Genomic DNA, 19,283 nt, shown 5'->3' on the forward strand with positions numbered 1-19,283 from the left:
AGCCCGTCAGCCCCGCCAGGCGTGCTTCAGCTCCTCCCAGCGCCGGGCCTGGTCCGGTGTCAGGGTGCCGCGCAGTTCGGCGAGCTTGAGGAGCTGGGCCTCGGCGTCGGCGCCGAGGGGTTGGGCCTCGGCGCGGTAGTGGTCGGTGAGCAGGGCGTCGAGCTCGGGGCGGGTGAGTGCCGGGTCGAGGCGCTGGGCGAGTTTGGCCATGTTGCGGTAGGAGCCCTGGAGCAGGAAGGGCGGCTCGGTGCGGGTGCGGTCGTCCTGGGCGGCGGAGGCCAGGTAGGCGCGGTTGACGGCCAGGACGGTGCCGCGCAGGTGGAGCAGTCCGGCCAGGACGGCGGTCATCCGCTCGACCTCGGCGGTCGGCCAGGCGCCCGTGAGCCGCCCGCCCGGACTGCCCGAGGCGCGGGCGAGCAGGGTGTCCAGGTCGGTGCGTTCGGCGGTGGCCAGCAAAGCCAGGTGGGGGCTGGCGGGCAGGGCGTTCTCGACGAAGCTGAGCGCGAAGAGGTCCTCGCGCCCGGCGACGGCGTCGCCGAGGTTCCACACGTCGGCGCGGTTGGCGAGCATGTCGGGCAGCCGGAACAGCCGGCCGGACTCGGTGTACGGGTTGGCGGCCATCACCACGGCGAAGCGCTTGCCGCGCAGGTCCCACTCGCGGGCCTCGCCGTCCCGGACGCCGTCGATCCGGCGCTGGGCGTCGCACAGCGGGATGAAGCGCTGGAGGAACTCGGGCGAGGTGTGCTGCACGTCGTCCAGGTAGAGCAGGACGTTGTCGCCCGCGTGCAGGGCGAAGTTGAGCTTCTCCAGCTCGCGCCGGGCGGTGGCGTCGGGGGCCTCGGCAGGGTCCAGTGAGGTGACGCGGTGGCCGAGGGCCGGGCCGCTGACGGTGACCAGCAGCAGGCCGAGCCGCTCGGCGAGGTACTCGACCAGGGTGGTCTTGCCGTAGCCCGGCGGGGACACCAGGAGCAGCAGGCCGCTGCGGTCCACCGGCCCGGAGGCGTCCACCGTGCCGAGCTGCTTGGCGAGGTTGTCCCCGATCAGCGGCAGGTAGACCTGGTCGATCAGCCGGTTGCGGACGAAGCCGTTGAGCGGCGCGGGCCGGTACTGGTCGAGCCGCAGCCGGGCGTGCTCGGCGGCCAGCAGCTCGCCGCGCAGCCGCTGGTAGGCGCGGTAGCCGGGCACCTCCACGGCCTCGAACTCGGCTACACGGGAGAGCAGTCCGTCCAGTCGCAGGTCGAGCGAGCCGCCGGCCAGCCGCGGGTGGTCGCCGAGCAGACCGGTCAGCCGGGCGGTGACCGCGCCCTCGGCGGGGCGGCGCGGCAGCGTCGGGCAGAGCAGCACGGCCGCGGCCTCGGTGCGGTCGCCCGGGTCGGCTTCGGCGGCGCAGGACTCCAGCCAGGCGGCGGCGAGTTGGCGACGCGCGGGCAGCAGGGCCGGGTCCTCGGGCAGCGCGGCCAGCGCCTCGGTGAGCCCGGCCGACTCGGGCGCGGCACGGAACTTGTCGAGCAGCGCGGCCGCTCCCGCCGAGTAGGCGAAGGCCGGTTCGGGGGCGGCGAGTTCGGCCACCAGGTAGGCGCCGGCGGGCTCCGCGTCGGGGAGGAACCGCGCCACCTCGGCGTCGAGTTCGGCGGCCAGGGAGGCCAACGCGGACGCAGCGGACGCAGCGGACGCAGCGGACGAGGCGGAGGAGACGGAGGGGACAGAGGAGGCGGCTCGGGCGGACAGGCCGGCCGACGAAGGGGCCACCCCGTGGGCCTGCCGGGCGAGGTCGAGCGAGCGGGCCCGGGTGTGCCAGACCAGCCGCTCCCGCTCGTCCGTGCCGTGCGCCCAGTACAGCTGGGCCGCCGCCCGGGCGCCCGCCGGGTAGCGCAACAGGCCCGCGTCGGCGCTGAGTTCGAGCAGGGCGCGGAGCACCAGCGCCGCGTCGTGGTCGTGCACTCCGCGCTGGTAGCCCTCGTCGGGGCGCTGTTCGGCGGCCCGTCGGACGTGCTCCAGCAGGTCGGCGTCGGGCGCGAGGGTGCCCGGTTCGGCGGCCAGCAGCAGGCTCGCGGCCAGGTACTCGGCGCGGTAGAGCGCCGGGGTCTCCGAGGGCAGCGGCCGGGCCCAGTAGCGCTCGGTGGCGGCGAAGGCCGGGTCGGTGACGGGCGAGCGGTAGTCGGTGCCGGTGAGGGTGAAGGCGGGGCGGCCGCGCCAGGGCAGCAGCGTGAGTTCGGGCCGTTGGGTGGTGACCGCGAACAGGTGGCGGCCCAGCCGTAGGGTGCCGGGGCCGTCCCCGGCGAGTTCGGCGCGGTCGCGCAGTGCCTGGTGGGCGCGGCCGCGGGCGGCACGCAGCCGGCCGGTCAGCTCCTCGGCCCGGACGCGGTCGCCGAGCTCGGTCAACTGCCCGGCCAGCCCGCGCAGTTTGACGGCGCTCGGGTCGGCGGCCAGGGCGGCGTCGATCTCCTCGGCGGTGTCGAGGGCGGCGAGGCGCCGGTGCAGGGTGTCGAGGACGCGCTCGGCGGAGACGGCGAGCCGGTCGGCCCGGCGGGCCCGCTCCTCCAGCAGGTGCTGGCGGCGGGCGGTGAGCGCGTCGTGGATCTCGGTGCGACGGTCGGCGAGCTGCTCGCCGAGGGCCGGGTCGGCGTCGGCGAAGCGGGTTTCCAGCTGCTCGATGCGCAGCAGCAGCCGGCCGAGCCGGTCGTCGCAGGCTTCGGGGGTGTCGGCGCCGGCGAGCGCGGCGGTGGTGGCCTGGGCGAGCAGCGCGGTCTCGGCCGCGAACTCGGCGGCGGCCTCGCGGGTGCGCAGCTCCCGGCGGCGGACGGTCAGGGTGCTGCGGGCCCGGTTGAGCAGCCCGAGCACGTCGGCGAGCCGGTCCAGGATCGCGGTGCGGGTGGTGGCGTCGGCCAGGTCGAGGGTACCGACCAGCTCCGAGACGGTCTGCAGGGCCTCGCCCTGCTCGTCGAGCCGGGCGAGCAGCGGTTCCGCCTCGGCGGCGGTGGCGATGGCCGCGCAGTGCTCGGCCAGGTCGCCCGCCCGCCGCCGGTGCGGCTCGAAGGCGGACGGCTCGGCGAGGTGTCCGACGGCGCGATCGGCGGCTTCGGCCAGGCCCTGGGCGAGGTGCTCGGCGATGGCGTCGATCCGCGCCCGGTCGGCCCGTGGCAGCTCGCGCAGCGCCTCGACCCGGCCCTGGGCGCGGCGCAGCCCGGCCAGCCGGTCGACCCACTCGGCGGCGTCGGCGAGGGTCTCGCCGCGCGCGGTGCGCAGCAGGCCCTCCACGTGCTCGGCGGTCTCCTCGGTCCGCGCGGCGGCGTGCGCGGTGAGCTGGGCGATCGCCTCGTACTCGGCGATCACCTGCCGCGCGGTGTCGCGGATCTCGGCGAGCGGCCCGGCGAGGTCGCCCAGGCCGCTCTGGCCGAGCCAGTGGTGCCGGTCGGCGGTGCGGGCGCAGGCGGCCAGCACCGCCTGGTGGCCGGCCGGGCTGTCGGCGCCGGCGGCGGCGAGCCGGGCCAGGGCCAGGCAGTCGGCCAGGCCGCGGACCAGGTCGGCGTTGCCGATCCGGGCCAACGGGCCGGTGCCGGGCGGCTGTTCGGCGGCGTGGCGCTCGCTGGTGAACGGGCTGCGCCAGAGCTGGACGGGATGCAGCCGGGTCGGGCCGTCCTCGGCCGGGCGCAGGGCGATCAGGGTGCCGTCGGCGAGCAGGGCGTAGCCCTGGCAGGCGAGCGGGGCGGCGGCCTCCTGGCGGACGCTGTTGTACGGCTGCAGCAGCGCGCGGCCGTCGGCGGGGGAGCGGAACTCGTACAGCACGTCCTCGCCGTTGGGCGACACGACGGTGCGCTCGTACGCCAGGCCGTCCACCGGCTGGTCGAAGGTGCGCACGGTGCCGTCCACGAGGTGGCAGCCGCCGGGGAAGGCCACGCCCTGGTCGGCGGGCAGCCGCAGGCAGGCCCGGCCGAGCGCGTCGATCCGGGTGACCTTCCCGGTGGGCAGGTGCACCACCAGGTGCCGGACGGTCTCCTCCTGGTACGGGCGCACCCGCACCAGCAGCAGGGTGCCGAGCCGGGCGTGGGCGATCTGCGCGTCGGCGAGGGTCTGCAATGCGTCGGCCAGCGGCTCGCGGTGCAGTTCCCGGCCGTCGGTGGTCAGCAGGGTCAGCCGGCCGCCGTCCACGCCGAGGTGGAGCTGCCCGGCGAGGTCGGCGCGCGGCGGGGTGCCGGGCGCGGCGGGCAGGTGGTCCTCGCGGGTCAGCGCCGTCCAGTCCAGCTGTCGGCCGTCGGCGGGGGTGTGGTCGCGCTCGCCGCGCCCGCCCTGGTAGACGGCCCGTTCGTCGTCGAGCAGCCAGCGCAGCACCCGGACGTCGGCGGGCGCCGGGCCGGTGCGGAAGACGGCGAGCAGCCGGCCGCCGACCGGGCGCAGCCGCTCCAGCCGGGCGTCGCGGAAGTAGCGCCGCAGGTCGGCGAGGTCCTGGCGCAGCCGGGGGTCGTCCAGCAGGGTGCCGTCGGCGGGGGCGGGGGAGAGGCCGGCGGGGTCGTGGAGGCTGAGGATCCCCTCGTCCCCGGCCCCGGCGGCGAACGGGTCGGGCCGGGTGCCGAGCAGCAGCAGCCCGCCGGCGGCGGTGAGGTCCTGCGGCAGGCAGGGCCGCTCGGTGGTCAGCCGCCCGGTGCCGGTGAGCCGCAGCTCCCCGCCGCCGAACTCGGCGACCCGGCGGGCGTTCAACGCCTCCGCGCGGTCGGCGAGTTCGGCGGCGGCCCGGGCGAGCCGGTCGCGCAGGACCTCGTAGGTGCCGGCGTCGAGCCGGGCGTCGAGGGCGTCCACGGTCAGTTCCTCTGGTGCTCGGGTGCTGGGTTGCTGGGGTGCCGGGGTGCTGAGGGGCCTCTGGTGCCGGGCCGATGGCTACTTGGCGCCGTTCACCGGGGCCAGCGCCCCGATCGGTGTCTCCGCGATGCCCAACTTCTTCGCGGAGTCCAGGAGTTGCCGCAGCTGGCCGGCCTGCTCGCCGCCGCCGGCGCCGATCATCCGGAGCAGCAGCGCGGAGACCGTCAGGTTCTGCACGTCCGCCGTGGACACCGAGGAGAGCATCCGGGTGAGGTCCTCGGTGAAGCTGGCCCGCCCGTCCAGCCACGGCCCGGCCAGGGCTTGGGCGGTCGCGGAGTGGCCGACGAAGGCGTCCACGCTCTTGCCGGCCGTCACCGACTGCACCAGCTTGTCGAAGAACACCGAGTCCCCGCCGACGATGTCGATCTTCGCCTTCTCCAGCCCGGCCGCGACCAGCGCGGCCTGCGCCTCGGCGATCTGCCGCTGCGCGTCCAGTCCGGCCAGCCGGACGTCCTTCTCGGCGGCCAGCCGCAGCCGGTACTCCTCGTGCCCGCGCGAGGCCTCGTCCAGCTTGGCCATCGCCGCGGCCTTCTCGGTCAGGCCCTCCGCCTCGGCCTTGAGCCTGGCGCCGACCTCCAGCGCGGCGGCCTTCGCCTTCTCGGTCTGGACGGCGGCCTCGGCGCGGCCGACCTTCTCCACCGCCACGGCCTCCTGCTCGCGCACCTGCACCCGGGCCAGCCCCTCCGCGGCGGCCTCCGCCCGGATGCCCTCGGCCAGCCGGACCTTGGCGGCCGCGTCCAGCTCGGCGGCCCGCTGCCGCGCCTCGGCCAGCAGCAGCGCCTCGCGGGCCTTGTGCGAGGCGGCCTGCTCGGCGGCCTCGGCGGCCTTGATGTCCTTGACGAGCCGCTCCTGCGCCTCCGCCTCGGCCTGGATGACCACCGCCTTGCGCACCCGCTCGGCCTCCTCGGTGGTGCGCAGCGTCTTGACGGACTCCTCCTGCTCGGCGACGGTGCGCTCGACCGCGACCCGCTCGCGGACCACGTCGGCGACCTCCCGGCGACGGGCCTCGACCTCCTTCTGCTTGTCCATGACGGCCAGTTCGGTCTCCCGCTCGCGGCCGACCACCTCCAGCAGGCGGTCCCGCTCGATCCGCTCGTTCTCCACCGCGATCACCCGCTCGCGGTTCTTCTGCGCCACCGCGACCTCGCGCGCCTGGTTCTCCCGCTGCACGCCGAGCAGTTCCTCGGTGCGCAGGAAGGCGGTCTGGGCGGTGAGCCGCTCCTCCTCCTGCACCCGGGCGATCACCGCGTCCTCCTTGGCCCGCAGGGTCTCGATCTCGCGGCGCTGGCGGATCTCGGCGTCGGCCTGGCGGCGTTCGAGCTCCAGGACGGTCTCCCGGGCGTCGACGTTCTGCCGGGTGATCTCCTTCTCCTCGGTGCGCTGGTACTCGTTGGTACGCACGTGCTCGATCGCGGTCAGCTCGGTGATCTTGCGGATGCCCTGGGCGTCCAGGATGTTGTCGCCGTCCAGCTGGCTCATCGGCGTCTGTTCGAGGTGGTCGATGGCCGCGTCCTCGAGGGTGTAGCCGTTGAGGTCGGTGCCGATGACGGCGATGATCTGGTCCCGGAACTCGTGCCGGTGGGTGTACAGGTCGGTGAAGTCCAGCTGCTTGCCGACGGTCTTGAGCGCCTCGGCGAACTTGGCCGCGAAGAAGTCCTGGATCGCCTGCGGGTCGCTGGCCCGGACGGTGCCGATCGACTGGGCGACCTTGATGACGTCCTCGACGGTCTTGTTCACCCGGACGAAGAAGGAGATCCGGATGTCCGCGCGGATGTTGTCGCGGCAGATCAGGCCGTCCCGGCCGGCCCGGTGGATCTCCACCGTCTTCGCGGTGATGTCCATCAGCTCGGCCTTGTGCAGGATCGGCAGGACGATCGTGCCGGTGAAGGTGACGTCCACCTTCTTGGTGCGGGAGACGATCAGTGCCTTGCCCTGCTCGACCTTCTGGAACAGCCGGCCCACGAACAGCAGCAGGGCGAACAGGATGAGCAGCACGACGGCGACGAGCACGCCGAAACCCACGGCGATGGTGTCCATCACGGAGTCCTTTGACGGGATGGTGGTGCGAAGTAGGTGGATGACCAGCGAAATGACGGTGCATGGTGCGCGGAGCGGGGCGCGGCGCACGGCGCGGCGTCAGGGTGTTCAGACGCCCGGTGGCGAGGGGTCGAACGGCGCCACCAGGAAGTGCTCGCCGTCCGCGTCGTAGTCGAAGACCAGGGCGGTGCGCCCGACCGTCAGCTCCGGCTCGGCGTCGAGCACCCGGACCTGCACGGTCGCGGTGGAGCCGTCCTCGGCCGTGACCTCGGCCTGCCCGAAGTCCGTGGTCACCCGGCCGGTGCGGATCACGCAGACCCGGCCGACGAAGTCCCCACGGGTGGTCGGCCGGTCCTCCGGGAAGAGCCGCCGCAGCGGCCGTACCAGCGCCCGGGTGCCGGCCCAGGAGGCGACCAGCGCGACGGCGAACACACTGCCGCGCGCCGGCGCCCCCGAGGTGTAGACGGTGCCGGCCAGGCTGACGAACCAGGCGAGCGCGACCAGCAGCGACACCGCCACCGTCGCGGGCACCCCGCCCAGCCCCAGCTTTTCCAGCCCGCCCGGGTGGTGGTCCGCGCCCTTCCCCCCGTGGGCGCCGGCACCCCCGTGGGCGCCGGCACCCCCGTGGACGCCGGCACCCCCGTGGACGCCGTGGCCGGCTCCCCCGCCGGGCACCCCGTGGGCCACGCTCCCCCCGACACCGTGCCCCCCGACACCGTGTCCGACGTGACCCACCGGGCCCACGTGCCCGCCGTGCCCGGCACCCAGGTGGTGCCCGCCGCCGTGCCCCCCGTGCAGGGCGCCGGGCACCAGGCCGCCGAACAGCATCAGCAGCCAGTACCCGACGACCACCACGAGCGCGAAGCTGAACAGCGCCGTCGGAAAGGCCAGCGCGGCCGCGAAGAATCCCCCCATCCCGGCCACGCTCCCCCGTCTTCCCCACGGCACCGCACTTCGGCGCCGGGGGAGATCATGGCAGCGGGGACGGCGTCCGCACATTGCCAGGATCCGGCAATCTTCACGCGTCTTTGACACCCTGGTACGCACGCCCGCGGTGACACTGTGACAACCCGGCAACAGGATCGGTCCGAGCAGGTCACCCGCGTTTGAACCCGCCTCCGACTCAGGTCACTAGAGCGGCTGCTCCGGCCAGTTCAGCAGCCGCGCGCCCATCGCCGCGGTCTCCAGGGTGAAGCGCTGCAGCGCGTCCGCCGGGTCGTAGCCGGTGAGCGTCTTGATCCGCTCCAGCCGGTAGCCCAGGGTGCGCACGCTCAGCCCCAGCCGGCGCGCCGCCTCCGCGTTCACGTACGCCGCCTCCGCCTGCACCGCGATGGTGTCCAGCAGCGGACGGGCGCCGCCGCGCGCCTCGGTCAGCGGGCCCAGCACGCTGCGCACCAGATCGGCCATGGCCGCCCGGTCGCGCATCAGCACCGGGAAGACCAGCAGTTCCTCGGCCCTCAGCTGCCTGGCCGGCAGGTCCAGCCGCTGGGCGTAGTCCAGCGCGTCCAGCGCCTCCTCGTAGCTGCGCAGCACCCCGCTCGCGCCCGAGTGCCGGCGGCCGGTCGCCACCCGTTGCACCGGGCGGTAGCCGGGGCCGGGGCGCAGCGTCAGGTCCGCGAAGGCCGCCAGGACGGCCCGCTCCGAGTCCGGCGCGATGCACACCAGCCGGCCGTCCTTGCTGGCCAGCAGCACGTCCCGCTCGCCGAACCGGCCGGTCAGCTCGCGCTCCACCCGGTGCACCAGCGGATGGACGTCCGCGAACGGCTCGTCCCCCACCGCGACCGCCACCGTGTACGCGCCCGCCAGCCGCAGCCCGAAGCGTTCCGCGCGCTCGGCCAGCAGGCCCAGGTCGCTGCGGCCGAACAGCAGGTCGTCGATGAACTCCCGCCGTGCCGCCTCCTCCTGGCGGATCGCCAGCCGCTGCGCCCGCTCGTGCCCCTCGCCGAGCGCGGCCAGCGCGGCATCGGTGGCGGCCAGCACCGCGTCGCCCATCCGGCGCAGCTCGCCGACGCTGCTCGCGGCGGTCGTCCCGGGCAGCGTCTGCCAGGCCCGCCGGGCGGTCGCCAGGCACTGGGCGACCACCTCGCGCAGCCCGTAGCCGGCCTCGGCGCAGCGCTCACCGAGCCGGCGCAGGCCCTCCAGCTCGTCCCGGCGCAGCAGGCGCCCGGTGCGGGAGACGTCGGCCAGCAGGCCGAGGTACGCCTCGGCCAGTTCGGTGGGTATGTCGCACTCGTTCGCCTCGTTCACCGTGTCCTGCCAACCCCCGTGCGGCGTGAATGTCGGCGGCGAACTCTAGCAGGGCCGATACGGTCCGGAGCCGGCCGCTCACCGCTCCCGGAAGTGCAGGACGAAGCGCGCGCTGCTGCCGTCGATCCGGCGCCGGACGTAGAGCGCGGGGGCGCCGTCCGGGGTGCAGCTGACCCCCTCGCGCACCAGCAGCGGGGTGCCGGCCGGCACGCCGAGCAGTTCGGCGTCCGCCAGGTCCGCGCCGATCGCGCCGAAGGCCCGCCAGTCGTACTCCAGCTCCACCCCGGCGGCCCGCGCCAGGTCCAGCACCAGGTTCCCGGCGCGGCCCGGCCGGACCAGCTCGGCGGGCAGCGGGCCGAACGGCACCCAGTAGCTGCACGCCGCCCGGGCCCGGCCGCCGAGGCGGATCACCGAATCCACCCGGGACAGCTCCCGGGGCGTACGGCCCAGCTGGCGGGCCACCTCCTCGTCCTCCGCCGAGCCGGTGACGGCGGGCGCGGCCACCACGAACTCGCCGTCGCCCCGGTCGGCGCCGCCGTGGTCGGGGCCGCTCCGGTCGGCGTCGCCCGGGCCGGCACCGTCCCGGGCGCCCTCGGGCAGCGCCCCGTGCAGGCTGCCGAGGTCGAAGCGCTGGCTGCGCGGATCCACCGTGATCGACGCCCGCACGGCGGGCGGGCGGACGAAGGTGCCCACGCCCCGGCGGATCTCCACCACGGCCGCCCGCTCCAGCTCCGCGACCGCCTGCCGCACGGTCAGCCGGTTCACACCGAACTCGGCGCTCAGCTCCGGCTCGCTGGGCAGCCGCGCGCCCGCCGGGTAGCCGCCGGCGTCGATCCGCTCCTGGAGCCGCCGGGCCAGCCGACGGTACAGCGGAACGCGCGGGGGAGTGCTCGGGGGGTTCGTCGCCACGGACCGATCCTACGAAGCGGCCCCGGGGCCCGGCTCGCCGTCGCCCGGTCCCGGCTCGCTGTGGCCCGTCGCCGGGGGATGGAGGGGTGCCGCGGGCCGCGGCTTGCCCGGCACCCCCGCGAGGAGCTAGACATCCAGACGTCTAGATGTCGTTCCTTCCCGTGGCGGCTCCACCGAAAGGCCCTCGCATGACCCTGGTCAACTTCCGTGACTCCGCCGTCCTCAGCGACCCCGAGGGCCTACGGATCCGCCCCGGCGTGCTGTACCGCTCCGCCCAGCCGTACCCGGCCGCCGACGAGGCCGTCGTCGCCCAGCTGCGCGCCTGCGACATCCGCACCGTCGTCGACCTTCGGGACCCGCGCGAGACCCACCCCGCCGACTGGGCCGCCGCCGAGGCCGCCGGCATAGCCGTCGTCGCCGCCCCGGTGAACCCCGCCACCGAAGCCCTCACCGCCCACATGGGCACCATGACCACCGCCGCCGACCTCGGCGAGTTCTACGTGCTGCTCGCCGAATCCGCCCCCGAGGCCGTCGCCGCCGCCGTCGCGGCCGCCGCCCGCCCCGGCGCCGTCCTGCTCCACTGCGCCGCCGGCAAAGACCGCACCGGCCTGCTGACCGCCCTGCTGCTCGACCTGCTCGGCGTTCCCGCCGAGCGCATCGTCGCCGACTACGCCCGCACCGCCGACGCCCTCCCGCAGATCTTCGCCAACCTCGCCGAACGCCACCGCACCGCCCTCAACCGGCAGGGCCCCGCCCGCGTCACCGGCCCCGACGGCCGGCACCTCACCATCCCGGCGCCCCTGCTGGAGGCCCCGGCCGAGGCGATGAGCGTCTTCCTCCACCGCGTCCGCACCCATCACGGCGGCGCGGCGGCCTTCCTCCCCGCCTGCGGCGTCGACGCCGCCACCCTCGGCGCCTTCCGCGCCAAGGCGGCGGCCGCAGCGGCCTGAGGCGCCGAGCCGGTCAGCCCCGAGGCGCCGGCTGCCGGCTGTCGGCCCCGGCGCCTACGCTGGCAGGCCGTGAGCTACTCCGGCCTGTGGTTCCTGATCCCCGCGCCCGCCGCCGCCCTGGAGCGGCACGGCCCCCGGCTGCGCGCGGCCGTGGAGGCCCATGCCGCGATCCCGCGCCACCGGGCGCTGAGGCGGCGATGGGAACGGCACGGACTGCGGCCGGAGGAACTGGAGCACCTGGCGGTCGGGCCACTGGGGGAGGACCTGGACGGGCTGTACGCGGCCTGGCAGGACTGCGGGGAGGCCGGCCCGCACGCCGCCGTGTCGGCCCGCAACCGCTACCCGCTGCTCGGCCTGGCGCACGGCCTCGGCCCCGAGCGGCTGGCCGGGCTGCCCGGCTGGTTCGGGGACCTGGTCCTCACCGCCGAGGAGGTGAGGACCGCGCTGCCCGCGGTCGAGGCGGTCTTCCAGCTGGCGGAGGACGAGCGGGCGGCGGTCGAGGAGCGGGCCCGCGAGGCGCTGCGGACGGACGACCTGGGCGGCCTCCTCGACGCCGTGCCGCCCGTCTGGCGCGCCGCCGCCGGGGCCGGGCACGGGCTGATCGGCGCCCAGGTCGTCCCCTAGCCCGCTGGGGCGTCCAGGACGCCCCAAGGTGCCCCGGACGCCCCCGGGACGTCACACGTCCCGCCGCCGCACGAGGACCGCCGTCACCACCACCGCGACCAGCGCCCACACCCCCATGGTGATCCAGGAGTCCAGCACACTCGGCGCGTACCTCCCCATGGTGGTGGTCGAGTCGGGGTTGATGGTGAGCCGGCTGACGGTGGACAGCGGCAGGTGGGTGCCGATCTCCTTCAGCCAGCGGTAGCGGTCCCCGCCGAACATCAGCGGCAGGATGAACATCAGCACCACCAGCGACACGATCGAGGCGGTGGCGTGCCGCAGCAGCGCGCCCAGCGCCATCCCGATCAGTGCGCAGGTCGGCACGATCGCCGTGTAGCCGAGCACGGCCCGCAGGCAGCCGTCGTCGGTGATGGAGAGCCCGACGTGCCGGGAGGCCAGCATCGCGTTGATGCTGAAGAAGGAGCCCGTCGACACCACCCCACCGGCGAGTGCGGTGATCCCGCCGATCAGCAGCACCTTGGCCGCGATCACGCCCCGCCGGTCCGGTACCGCCGCGAAGGTGGTGCGGATCATGCCGGTGGTGTACTCGCCGAACACGGTGATCGCGCCGAGGCTGCCGGCCGCGATCGCCATCAGGTCGCTGCCGATGTTGCCGAGGCCGTGGAACAGCGGGTCGTACGGGGAGGGTTGGAAGCCGGGCTTGGGCGCGGGCGGGTGGTCGATGTAGGTGAGGTCGGTGTGCACCGCGTTCACGTTGACCGCGATCGCCACCAGCGAGGCGAGCGCCAGCACCCAGTACGTCGACCGCAGTGAGCGCAACTTGATCCACTCGGCGGCGAGCAGATTGGTGAACCGGGGTGCGGGCTCGGCAGGGTGGACGCCCGACGGACGGCCGGCGGTCACGGTACGGCCAGGGGTCGCGGTGCTCATCGGGCCTCTCCTGCCGGGTATTCGACGCTTTCCGCGGTCAGGGACATGAACGCGGACTCCAGGGACGACGTCCGCTCGGCCAGCTCGTGCAGCACCACGCCGTGCCGCAGGGCGAGTTCGCCGATCCGCCCGGCGGCCAGCCCGGTGACGACACCGAACTGCTCCTCCATCCGCCGCACTTCGGCCCCCTCGGCCCGCAACACCCCGGCGAAAGCGGCGAGTCCGGGCGTCCGGACGGCCACCGAGGTCACCGCGTTGCGCGCCGAGAACTCGGCCAGGCTCTGGTCGGCGATCAGCCGGCCGCGGCCGATCACCACCAGGTGGTCGGCGGTGTGCTCCATCTCGGCCATCATGTGGCTGGAGACGAATACGTCCGCCCCTCGCCCGCGAGCCGCCGGAACAGTCCGCGCACCCAGAGCACGCCCTCCGGGTCCAGCCCGTTCAGTGGCTCGTCGAAGAGCAGCACCGGCGGGTTGCCGAGCAGCGCCCCGGCGATGCCCAGACGCTGCTTCATGCCCAGCGAGTAGCCGCCGATCCGCCGCCCGGCGGCCTTGCCGAGGCCGACCTCCGCCAGCACCTCGTCCACCCGCCCGAGCGGGATCCGGTTGCTGCGGGCCAGCGCCGACAGGTGCGCCCTGGCGCTGCGCCCGCCGTGCACGTCGCCCGCGTCCAGCAGGGCGCCGACGTGCCGCAGGCCGCGCGGCCGGTCGGCGAAGGGCACGCCGTCCACGGTGACGGTGCCCTCGGTGGGGGTGTTGAGGCCCAGGATCATCCGCAGGGTGGTGGACTTGCCCGCGCCGTTGGGGCCGAGGAAGCCGGTGACGGCACCCGGCCGGACGGTGAAGGTCAACTGGTCGACGGCCGTGGTGGCCCCGTACCGCTTGGTCAGTCGCTCGATCTCGATCACGGGGGCAACGCTGCCGGTCGGCGCCGTGACCGGGCATCGGGCCGCGGGCCACAACCGCGGGCCCCCGCCCCCGCCCCCGGGATTACGCCCGTGGGCCGATGCGCCGTCGCGACCCCCGCCGCTACCATCGCGCCATGATCACCGATCCCCGCCCGCCCCTGCTCAGGCGCCTGCCCGCGGGCGTGTGGGTGGCGGCGTTCTGGACGGCCGTCGTGCTGTTCCGGTTCTTCACCCGGGACGACGAACTGCGCCACCTGTTCGAGTACCACGGCAATCCCGAGGACATGCCGCTGGTGGTCACGGCCGTGGTCACCACGCTGGTCGCGGCCCTGCTGGTCCGGCTGCCGCTGGCGGCCATCGCGGTGGCGCTCGCGGGCAGCATCTTCTCGCTCGGGATGAACACCGTCCCGGAGACCTCGGTCCTCCAGTTCCTGATCGCCGACGTCGTGGTCGGCTACTGCGCCGCCGTCCGCTCCCGAGCGGTCTCGCTGAGCGCCCTCGGACTGCCGCTCGCCGCGCTCGCCGCGCTGATGCTCCACGGCGCCGTCGCCGACTACCCCGTCAACCCGCTCGCGTACGCGGGCCTCGCCGCGACCGTCCTGATCTCCTGGCTGATCGGCAACACCGTCCACCAGGGCCGCGCCCACGCCGAGGCCCTGCGCGGGCGCGCCACCGAGCAGGCCGTCACCGCCGAACGGCTGCGGATAGCCCGCGAGTTGCACGACATGGTCGCCCATAACATCGGCATCATCGCGATCCAGGCCGGCATGGGCAGCCGGGTCATGGACACCCAGCCCGCCGAGACCCGCAGCGCGCTGAACGCCATCGAGGCCACCAGCCGGGAGACCCTGGCCGGACTGCGCCGGATGCTCGGCGCGCTGCGGCAGGGCGACTCGGAGCCGGCGCCGCTCGAAGTCGCGCCCGGACTCGCCGAGTTGGACCGGCTGGTGGAGCGGACCGCGGGCGCCGGAGTGCGGGTCGCGCTCACCCGGCGCGGCACCGCCCGTCCCGTCCCGTCCGAGGTGGACCTCGCCGCCTACCGGATCGTCCAGGAGGCCGTCACCAACGTGGTCAAGCACTCCGGCACCCGCGACTGCCAGGTCACCGTCGAGTACGGGCCGGAGGAACTCGCCGTCACCGTCGTGGACCTGGGCGCCGGCCCGGCGGCGGCCACCCCCGGCACCGGCTACGGCCTGGCCGGGATGCGCGAGCGGGTCGCCCTGCTGGACGGCGGGTTCAGCGCGGGCCCGCGCCCCGGGGGTGGCTTCCGCGTCGCCGCCCGACTGCCCGTCCCCGACGAAACCGCCCTGGAGGTGAGGCCGTGATCCGCGTCGTCCTGGTCGACGACCAGCCGCTCATTCGCAGCGGCCTGCGGGTGCTCATCGCCGACGCCCACGACCTGGAGGTGGTCGGCGAGGCCGGCAGCGGCGCCGAGGCCGTCGAGCTGGTGCACCGGCTGCGCCCGGACGTCGCCGTGATGGACATCCGCATGCCAGGCATGGACGGCATCGAGGCCACCCGCCGGATCACCGCCGACCCCGAACTGCCCACCCACGTCCTCGTCCTCACCACCTTCGACGACGACGACTACGTGTACGGCGCGCTGCGCGCCGGGGCGAGCGGCTTCCTGGTCAAGGACCTCGCCCTGGAGACCATCCTGGACGGCATACGGATCGCCGCCGCCGGGGACGCCCTGCTGGCCCCGGGCATCACCCGCCGGCTGATCGGCGAGTTCGCCGCCCGCCCGCAGGCCGCCCGGGTCCGGCGTCCGGCCGCCGAGGGCATCACCGAGCGCGAACGCGAGGTGCTGACCCTGGTCGGCCGCGGCCTGTCCAACACGGAGATCGCCGAGGAGCTCACCATCAGCGTGGCCACCGCCAAGGCGCACGTCGCCCGGCTGTTCACCAAGCTCGGCGCCCGCGACCGGGTCCACCTGGTCATCCACGCCTACGAGTTCGGGCTCGTCGCGCCTTCCTAGGCCACGCGCCCGAGCCCGCCCGGGAACGCGAGGGCGCCCCGAGAACGCCAGGGCGCCGGGGTGGGCCCGCACAACCCACCCCGGCGCCTGCTCTCCCCGCGTCAGGACGTCAGGGGGCGTCGGTCCGTCATCAGGGGACGATCGCGTGCGAGATCTGGCAGGCGCTGACGGCGTTCGACCAGGTGCCCTGCATGGCGAAGGAGCCGGTCGCGAAGGCCACGTTCTGCGAGCCGCCGGTGCCGCCGACGCCCTTCCAGGCGCACTTGTCGGCGTTCTCGGCGCCCGAGGAGTCGGTCCAGCCGCCGGCCGGGTTCTGGTCGGTGACGGTCTCCGAGTACTCGTGGCCGAACACCATGGTCACGCCGTCCAGCAGGCCCGCGCTGCCGCTGTTGACGTAGTTCTGGCCGCACGAGGTGCCCATGTCGGTCACGTACGGGTCGTTGCTGAACGCCACGTCGCCGTACGGCGAGGAGGCCGCGCCGCCGGTCAGCGTGGTGTCACCGTTCCAGTCGTGCCAGGCGCAGAAGTTGCCCGTGGAGGTGTTGAAGCCGTCCGGGTGGGTGCCGGTCGGCGAGAGCACCACGTACTGGGCGTTGCGGTTGGCGGCCGCGGTGGTGTTGCCGAAGTGCCCGGCGGCCTTGACGGCCTCCGCGGCGATCTGGTTGCCGGTGGCCTGGCCCGGGGCGGCGGCCGAACCGTCCACCCAGACGCCGGCCAGCGCGCCGCCGGTCGGGTAGCCGACGTGTGCGGCGGTGGACGCGCAGGTGGTGGAGCCCGTGGCGACGCCCTCGCAGTACTGGGTCATGACGCCCGACCAGGTCTCGTTGTTGGTGCCGAGGCCCTTGAACAGCTGCTGGACGCGCACCGCCTCACCCGACGGGTCACCGGAGAGGGTGGTGTAGCCGTTGGCGTCGGTGCCCTGGGTGCCCCACTGGGAGCCCCAGAAGATCACGTACACCTTCGGGGCGCCGGTGGTGACACCGATGCCGTCGACGCCGCCGCCGTACTTCAGGTTGGTCGTCCGGGCCGTGGCCGCGGAGGTGGCGTTGGCGTGCTCGGCGCTCTCCTTGGTGGGGATGGTGCCGTGCCGGTACGGGTGGCTGTTCCCGGCGAACTCGCTGCCCGGCTGGTTCGCCTGGGCGGCCGGGGCGGCGGCGAGACCGGCGGCGGCCAGCGCCAGCGCGCTGAGCCCGGTCAGGGCCCGGACTCGCGCCCGGCGGGAGGTGGGGGACATGCCCATCGTGAGGGTTCCTCTCTCATGCCGACCGCACACCGGTAGGGCGCGGACGGCACTGTGGGGGACAAATGGGGGAGGCGCGACGACGGTGGCCCGGGCGCACTGGCGGCTCGTCATGAACCGCGGGTGACGTGGGGATGAGGGACCGGTTCACCGTCGACGGCGGGAAGCAAAGCACCGCCGTCGGAACCGGGTCAACGACGGCGATAGTAAGACCAGCCCCATGGAAACACCCGACAAAGGTATGGAAATCCAAAAGGCCGCAGCTGACGGGCCGTTGACACGCGTAGCGAAGGCGTTTCTCAACAGTTGAGAGGACCTTCTACACCGTATTCGGCCACCCGCGCCCCTCCCGCGTGACCTGCACCGAAAGCCCACGGCTGAGGCCTTCTCGGTTCCGCGCCGATGCCCTACCTTGGCTGCATCACGGCGAATCCCCGCCCAGGGAATACTGGTGCCATGCCCGATTCGGTTCACAACGAGATCAGCGGCGGCACCTTCTCCGGCATGGTCGTACAGGCGGGCAGCATCACCACCCACAACGGGCCGTCGCGGAGGGAATCACCGCCCCGGCAGCTGGGCGCGCTCCCGGCCGTGGCCGACGCCCACCGGTCGCGCGGCTTCGACCTCGCCGGCCTCCACGCCTCCGCCCTCGTCCTCACCGGCCCGTGCGGCAGCGGCAAGAGCCAGCTGGCGGCCCACCACGCACACCGGCAACTGGCCGGCGGCGACGTCGACTTCCTCCTCTGGGCCCCCGCGACCTCCCGCCGGGCCGTGGAACAGTCCTACACCCAGGCCGCCGTCGACCTCGGACTCGCCCGGCCCGCCGGCCCCGAACGCCTCCTGGCCTGGCTCCGGAGCACGGACCGCCGCTGGCTGGTGGTGCTCGACGACCTCCGGGACCCCGCCGACCTCCGCACCCTCTGGCCACCGGCCGCCCCACACGGCCGGACGGTCGTCACCACCCGCCGCCGCGACCCGTCGCTGCGGACGGCGGACCGGGAGGTCCTGGAGGTCGGCCCCTTCGAACCGGCCGAGGCCGTCGCCTACCTCACCGACCGGCTCAGCCCGCACGGCCTCACCGCTCCGGCCGCCCAACTCGGCGAGGTGGCCGCCGGCCTGGGACACCTTCCGCTCGCCCTCGCCCAGGCCACCGCCTACCTGATCGACCGCGCCGACACCGGCGCCACCGTCGCCGACTACCGGGACGGCCTCCTCGAAGGCCGTCCGCTGTCCCAGCTCGCCCCCGACCCGGCGGCACTCCCCGACGCCCAGGAGGCCACCCTCGCCGCCGTCCTCGCCGCGGCGCTGCGGGACGCGGACGCCATGACGGGCGGCCTGGCCACCCCGGTGCTCCAACTCGCCTCCGTGCTGGCCGACCACGACCGTCTCCCGGTGGACCTGCTCACCTCCGAGCCCGCCCGCCTCCACCTCCGCGCCGCGCCCCCCGAAGCCGTCCACGAGGTGCTCCGCACCCTGCACCGCCTCAACCTGGTCACCTGCACCCCGCCCGGACAGGCCGGACGCCTCGATCTCCTCCGGGTGAACCCGGTGGTCCAGCACGCCGCTCGCGACTCCGTAGCGTCCGGCCCACGCCGTTCCCAGCTGGTCGAGCTGGCCGCGCTGGCCCTCGCGACCGCCTGGGTGGCCGGCCCGCACGACCGGCGGACCCTCGGCAGCAGGCGGGCGAGCCTGGCAGCGCTGACCGCCCGCCACCCCGAGGTCCTCCGGGGCCCCGACGGCCGGACCCTGACCGTGCTGGCCGAGGCCGCCGCCCTGCTGACTCCCTGAGCCCCCTGAGCCCCCTGAGCCCCCTGACCACCCGACGGTGCCTACGGCGCGCCGATCTCCCCGATCCGCATGATCCGCCCGTGCGAGTCGAGCACCACGTCGTAGGCGTTGCCGAAGCACCCGAAGGGGTCGGCCGGGTCGAGCTCGGCGAGGCAGTCGTTGAGGTGGGTGATCAGCTCGTCGAGTCGGACGGGCTTCGCCGCGTCCCCGTGCGGGCGGTCGACCAGGGTGGCCGTCACGCCCGCCGCCGCGAAGCCGTAGTGGACGGGGGTGCCGGTGGCCTGGTAGCCGGGCGGGTCGCAGGTGCGGCGGCCGGGCTGGGCGGTGAGTTCGCCCGGGCCGGCGGAGACGACGATGAGCACCTGGTGGCCGGGCGGCCGGCCGGGAGCCGGGCAGGAGTCGCCGGCGGTCGGCGCGGCGACCGGGCCGGTGGCGGGGGAGTCGGCGGCCTCCTCGCCAGGACTGCCGGGACCGCCGGGACCGCCAGGGCTGCCGGGCCTGCCGGAACTGCCGGAACCGCCGACCTCGCCGGGGCCGTCGAGATCGGCCAGGAGGTCGTCATCGTCGTCGAGCAGGTCGTCGCCGCTCTCGTCGGCGAGGGCGGCCGCGGAGGAGGCCGCGGCCACCGTCGGGCGGGAGTCGGCGGGGGTGCAGCCGGTGAGACAGGCCAGGGCGGTACCGGTCAGCACGGCGGCGGCGAGGAGGATGCGGGGCACGGCCATGGCACAAGTCTCCCCGGTGCGGGGGGGGGGGGGGGGGAGCCGGGGGGGACAACTCCCCCTCGCGGGGGGTTTTTCCTCCCCCCCACCTCCCGGCAGT

13 protein-coding genes and 1 pseudogene are annotated in these 19,283 nt (G+C 75.1%); 5 read left to right on the forward strand and 9 right to left on the reverse strand.

Annotation, left to right across the window (positions count from 1 at the left end; genetic code table 11):
- Nucleotides 1–6: 6 nt before the first annotated feature.
- The 5 genes from ACZ4WV_RS25085 to ACZ4WV_RS25105 form a co-directional block, all read right to left on the reverse strand.
- The gene (locus ACZ4WV_RS25085; RefSeq protein ID WP_465750377.1) at nucleotides 7–4,800 is read right to left on the reverse strand and encodes a DNA repair ATPase; all 4,794 of its coding nucleotides are present in this window, start codon (nucleotides 4,798–4,800) and stop codon (nucleotides 7–9) included.
- Nucleotides 4,801–4,872: 72 nt separating this feature from the next.
- Nucleotides 4,873–6,891 carry a flotillin family protein gene (locus ACZ4WV_RS25090; RefSeq protein ID WP_465750353.1) on the reverse strand — a complete coding sequence of 673 codons (2,019 nt, stop codon included), beginning with the start codon at nucleotides 6,889–6,891 and terminating at the stop codon, nucleotides 4,873–4,875.
- A gap of 108 nt (nucleotides 6,892–6,999) precedes the next feature.
- Nucleotides 7,000–7,806, reverse strand: a complete 807-nt coding sequence (locus tag ACZ4WV_RS25095; protein WP_465750355.1) for a hypothetical protein — start codon at nucleotides 7,804–7,806, stop codon at nucleotides 7,000–7,002.
- 216 nt (nucleotides 7,807–8,022) lie between these two features.
- On the reverse strand, nucleotides 8,023–9,138 hold the full coding sequence (locus tag ACZ4WV_RS25100) for a PucR family transcriptional regulator (RefSeq protein WP_465750357.1): 1,116 nt from the start codon (nucleotides 9,136–9,138) through the stop codon (nucleotides 8,023–8,025).
- Between the two features lie 78 nt (nucleotides 9,139–9,216).
- The gene (locus ACZ4WV_RS25105) at nucleotides 9,217–10,047 is read right to left on the reverse strand and encodes a GntR family transcriptional regulator (protein WP_465750359.1); all 831 of its coding nucleotides are present in this window, start codon (nucleotides 10,045–10,047) and stop codon (nucleotides 9,217–9,219) included.
- 188 nt (nucleotides 10,048–10,235) lie between these two features.
- On the opposite strand from ACZ4WV_RS25105, the gene ACZ4WV_RS25110 reads away from it, so the two are divergent.
- Nucleotides 10,236–10,997: a tyrosine-protein phosphatase gene (locus tag ACZ4WV_RS25110; RefSeq protein WP_465750361.1), complete on the forward strand. Its 762-nt coding sequence runs from the start codon at nucleotides 10,236–10,238 to the stop codon at nucleotides 10,995–10,997.
- A 69-nt stretch (nucleotides 10,998–11,066) separates the two neighbouring features.
- The gene (locus tag ACZ4WV_RS25115) at nucleotides 11,067–11,621 is read left to right on the forward strand and encodes a hypothetical protein (RefSeq protein WP_465750363.1); all 555 of its coding nucleotides are present in this window, start codon (nucleotides 11,067–11,069) and stop codon (nucleotides 11,619–11,621) included.
- Nucleotides 11,622–11,672: 51 nt separating this feature from the next.
- Here the strand turns inward: ACZ4WV_RS25115 and ACZ4WV_RS25120 are convergent, their stop codons facing one another.
- Nucleotides 11,673–12,551: an ABC transporter permease gene (locus ACZ4WV_RS25120; RefSeq protein ID WP_465750365.1), complete on the reverse strand. Its 879-nt coding sequence runs from the start codon at nucleotides 12,549–12,551 to the stop codon at nucleotides 11,673–11,675.
- Nucleotides 12,548–13,458 (reverse strand): annotated as a pseudogene (locus tag ACZ4WV_RS25125) (ATP-binding cassette domain-containing protein). Before ACZ4WV_RS25125 ends, ACZ4WV_RS25120 begins: the two are co-directional and overlap by 4 nt.
- A gap of 134 nt (nucleotides 13,459–13,592) precedes the next feature.
- Here ACZ4WV_RS25125 and ACZ4WV_RS25130 point away from each other — a divergent pair.
- Nucleotides 13,593–14,783 (forward strand): sensor histidine kinase, encoded by a 1,191-nt coding sequence (locus ACZ4WV_RS25130; RefSeq protein ID WP_465750367.1) that lies wholly within the window; start codon nucleotides 13,593–13,595, stop codon nucleotides 14,781–14,783.
- Complete coding sequence (locus ACZ4WV_RS25135) at nucleotides 14,780–15,436, forward strand: response regulator (RefSeq protein ID WP_465750369.1); 657 nt, start codon at nucleotides 14,780–14,782, stop codon at nucleotides 15,434–15,436. The genes ACZ4WV_RS25130 and ACZ4WV_RS25135 overlap by 4 nt, the downstream gene beginning before the upstream one ends.
- Nucleotides 15,437–15,566: 130 nt before the next feature.
- Here ACZ4WV_RS25135 and ACZ4WV_RS25140 read toward each other — a convergent pair whose 3' ends face one another.
- A complete protein-coding gene (locus ACZ4WV_RS25140) occupies nucleotides 15,567–16,676 on the reverse strand; it encodes a hypothetical protein (RefSeq protein ID WP_465750371.1) in 1,110 nt (369 codons plus the stop codon).
- A gap of 456 nt (nucleotides 16,677–17,132) precedes the next feature.
- Here ACZ4WV_RS25140 and ACZ4WV_RS25145 point away from each other — a divergent pair, with 456 nt between their 5' ends.
- On the forward strand, nucleotides 17,133–18,464 hold the full coding sequence (locus tag ACZ4WV_RS25145) for a hypothetical protein (protein ID WP_465750372.1): 1,332 nt from the start codon (nucleotides 17,133–17,135) through the stop codon (nucleotides 18,462–18,464).
- Between the two features lie 41 nt (nucleotides 18,465–18,505).
- Here the strand turns inward: ACZ4WV_RS25145 and ACZ4WV_RS25150 are convergent, their stop codons facing one another.
- On the reverse strand, nucleotides 18,506–19,186 hold the full coding sequence (locus ACZ4WV_RS25150) for a hypothetical protein (RefSeq protein ID WP_465750374.1): 681 nt from the start codon (nucleotides 19,184–19,186) through the stop codon (nucleotides 18,506–18,508).
- Nucleotides 19,187–19,283: the final 97 nt, after the last annotated feature.

The sequence above is a fragment of the Kitasatospora sp. NPDC029312 genome (assembly GCF_055569215.1).

Bases quoted from the DNA above. Each gene is read 5' to 3' on its own strand.
- ACZ4WV_RS25090 (WP_465750353.1), bottom strand. From the start codon at position 6,891: ATGGACACCATCGCCGTGGGTTTCGGCGTGCTCGTCGCCGTCGTGCTG.
- ACZ4WV_RS25150 (WP_465750374.1), bottom strand. From the start codon at position 19,186: ATGGCCGTGCCCCGCATCCTCCTCGCCGCCGCCGTGCTGACCGGTACC.
- ACZ4WV_RS25110 (WP_465750361.1), top strand. From the start codon at position 10,236: ATGACCCTGGTCAACTTCCGTGACTCCGCCGTCCTCAGCGACCCCGAG.
- ACZ4WV_RS25140 (WP_465750371.1), bottom strand. From the start codon at position 16,676: ATGGGCATGTCCCCCACCTCCCGCCGGGCGCGAGTCCGGGCCCTGACC.
- ACZ4WV_RS25095 (WP_465750355.1), bottom strand. From the start codon at position 7,806: ATGGGGGGATTCTTCGCGGCCGCGCTGGCCTTTCCGACGGCGCTGTTC.
- ACZ4WV_RS25120 (WP_465750365.1), bottom strand. From the start codon at position 12,551: ATGAGCACCGCGACCCCTGGCCGTACCGTGACCGCCGGCCGTCCGTCG.
- ACZ4WV_RS25145 (WP_465750372.1), top strand. From the start codon at position 17,133: ATGCCCGATTCGGTTCACAACGAGATCAGCGGCGGCACCTTCTCCGGC.
- ACZ4WV_RS25130 (WP_465750367.1), top strand. From the start codon at position 13,593: ATGATCACCGATCCCCGCCCGCCCCTGCTCAGGCGCCTGCCCGCGGGC.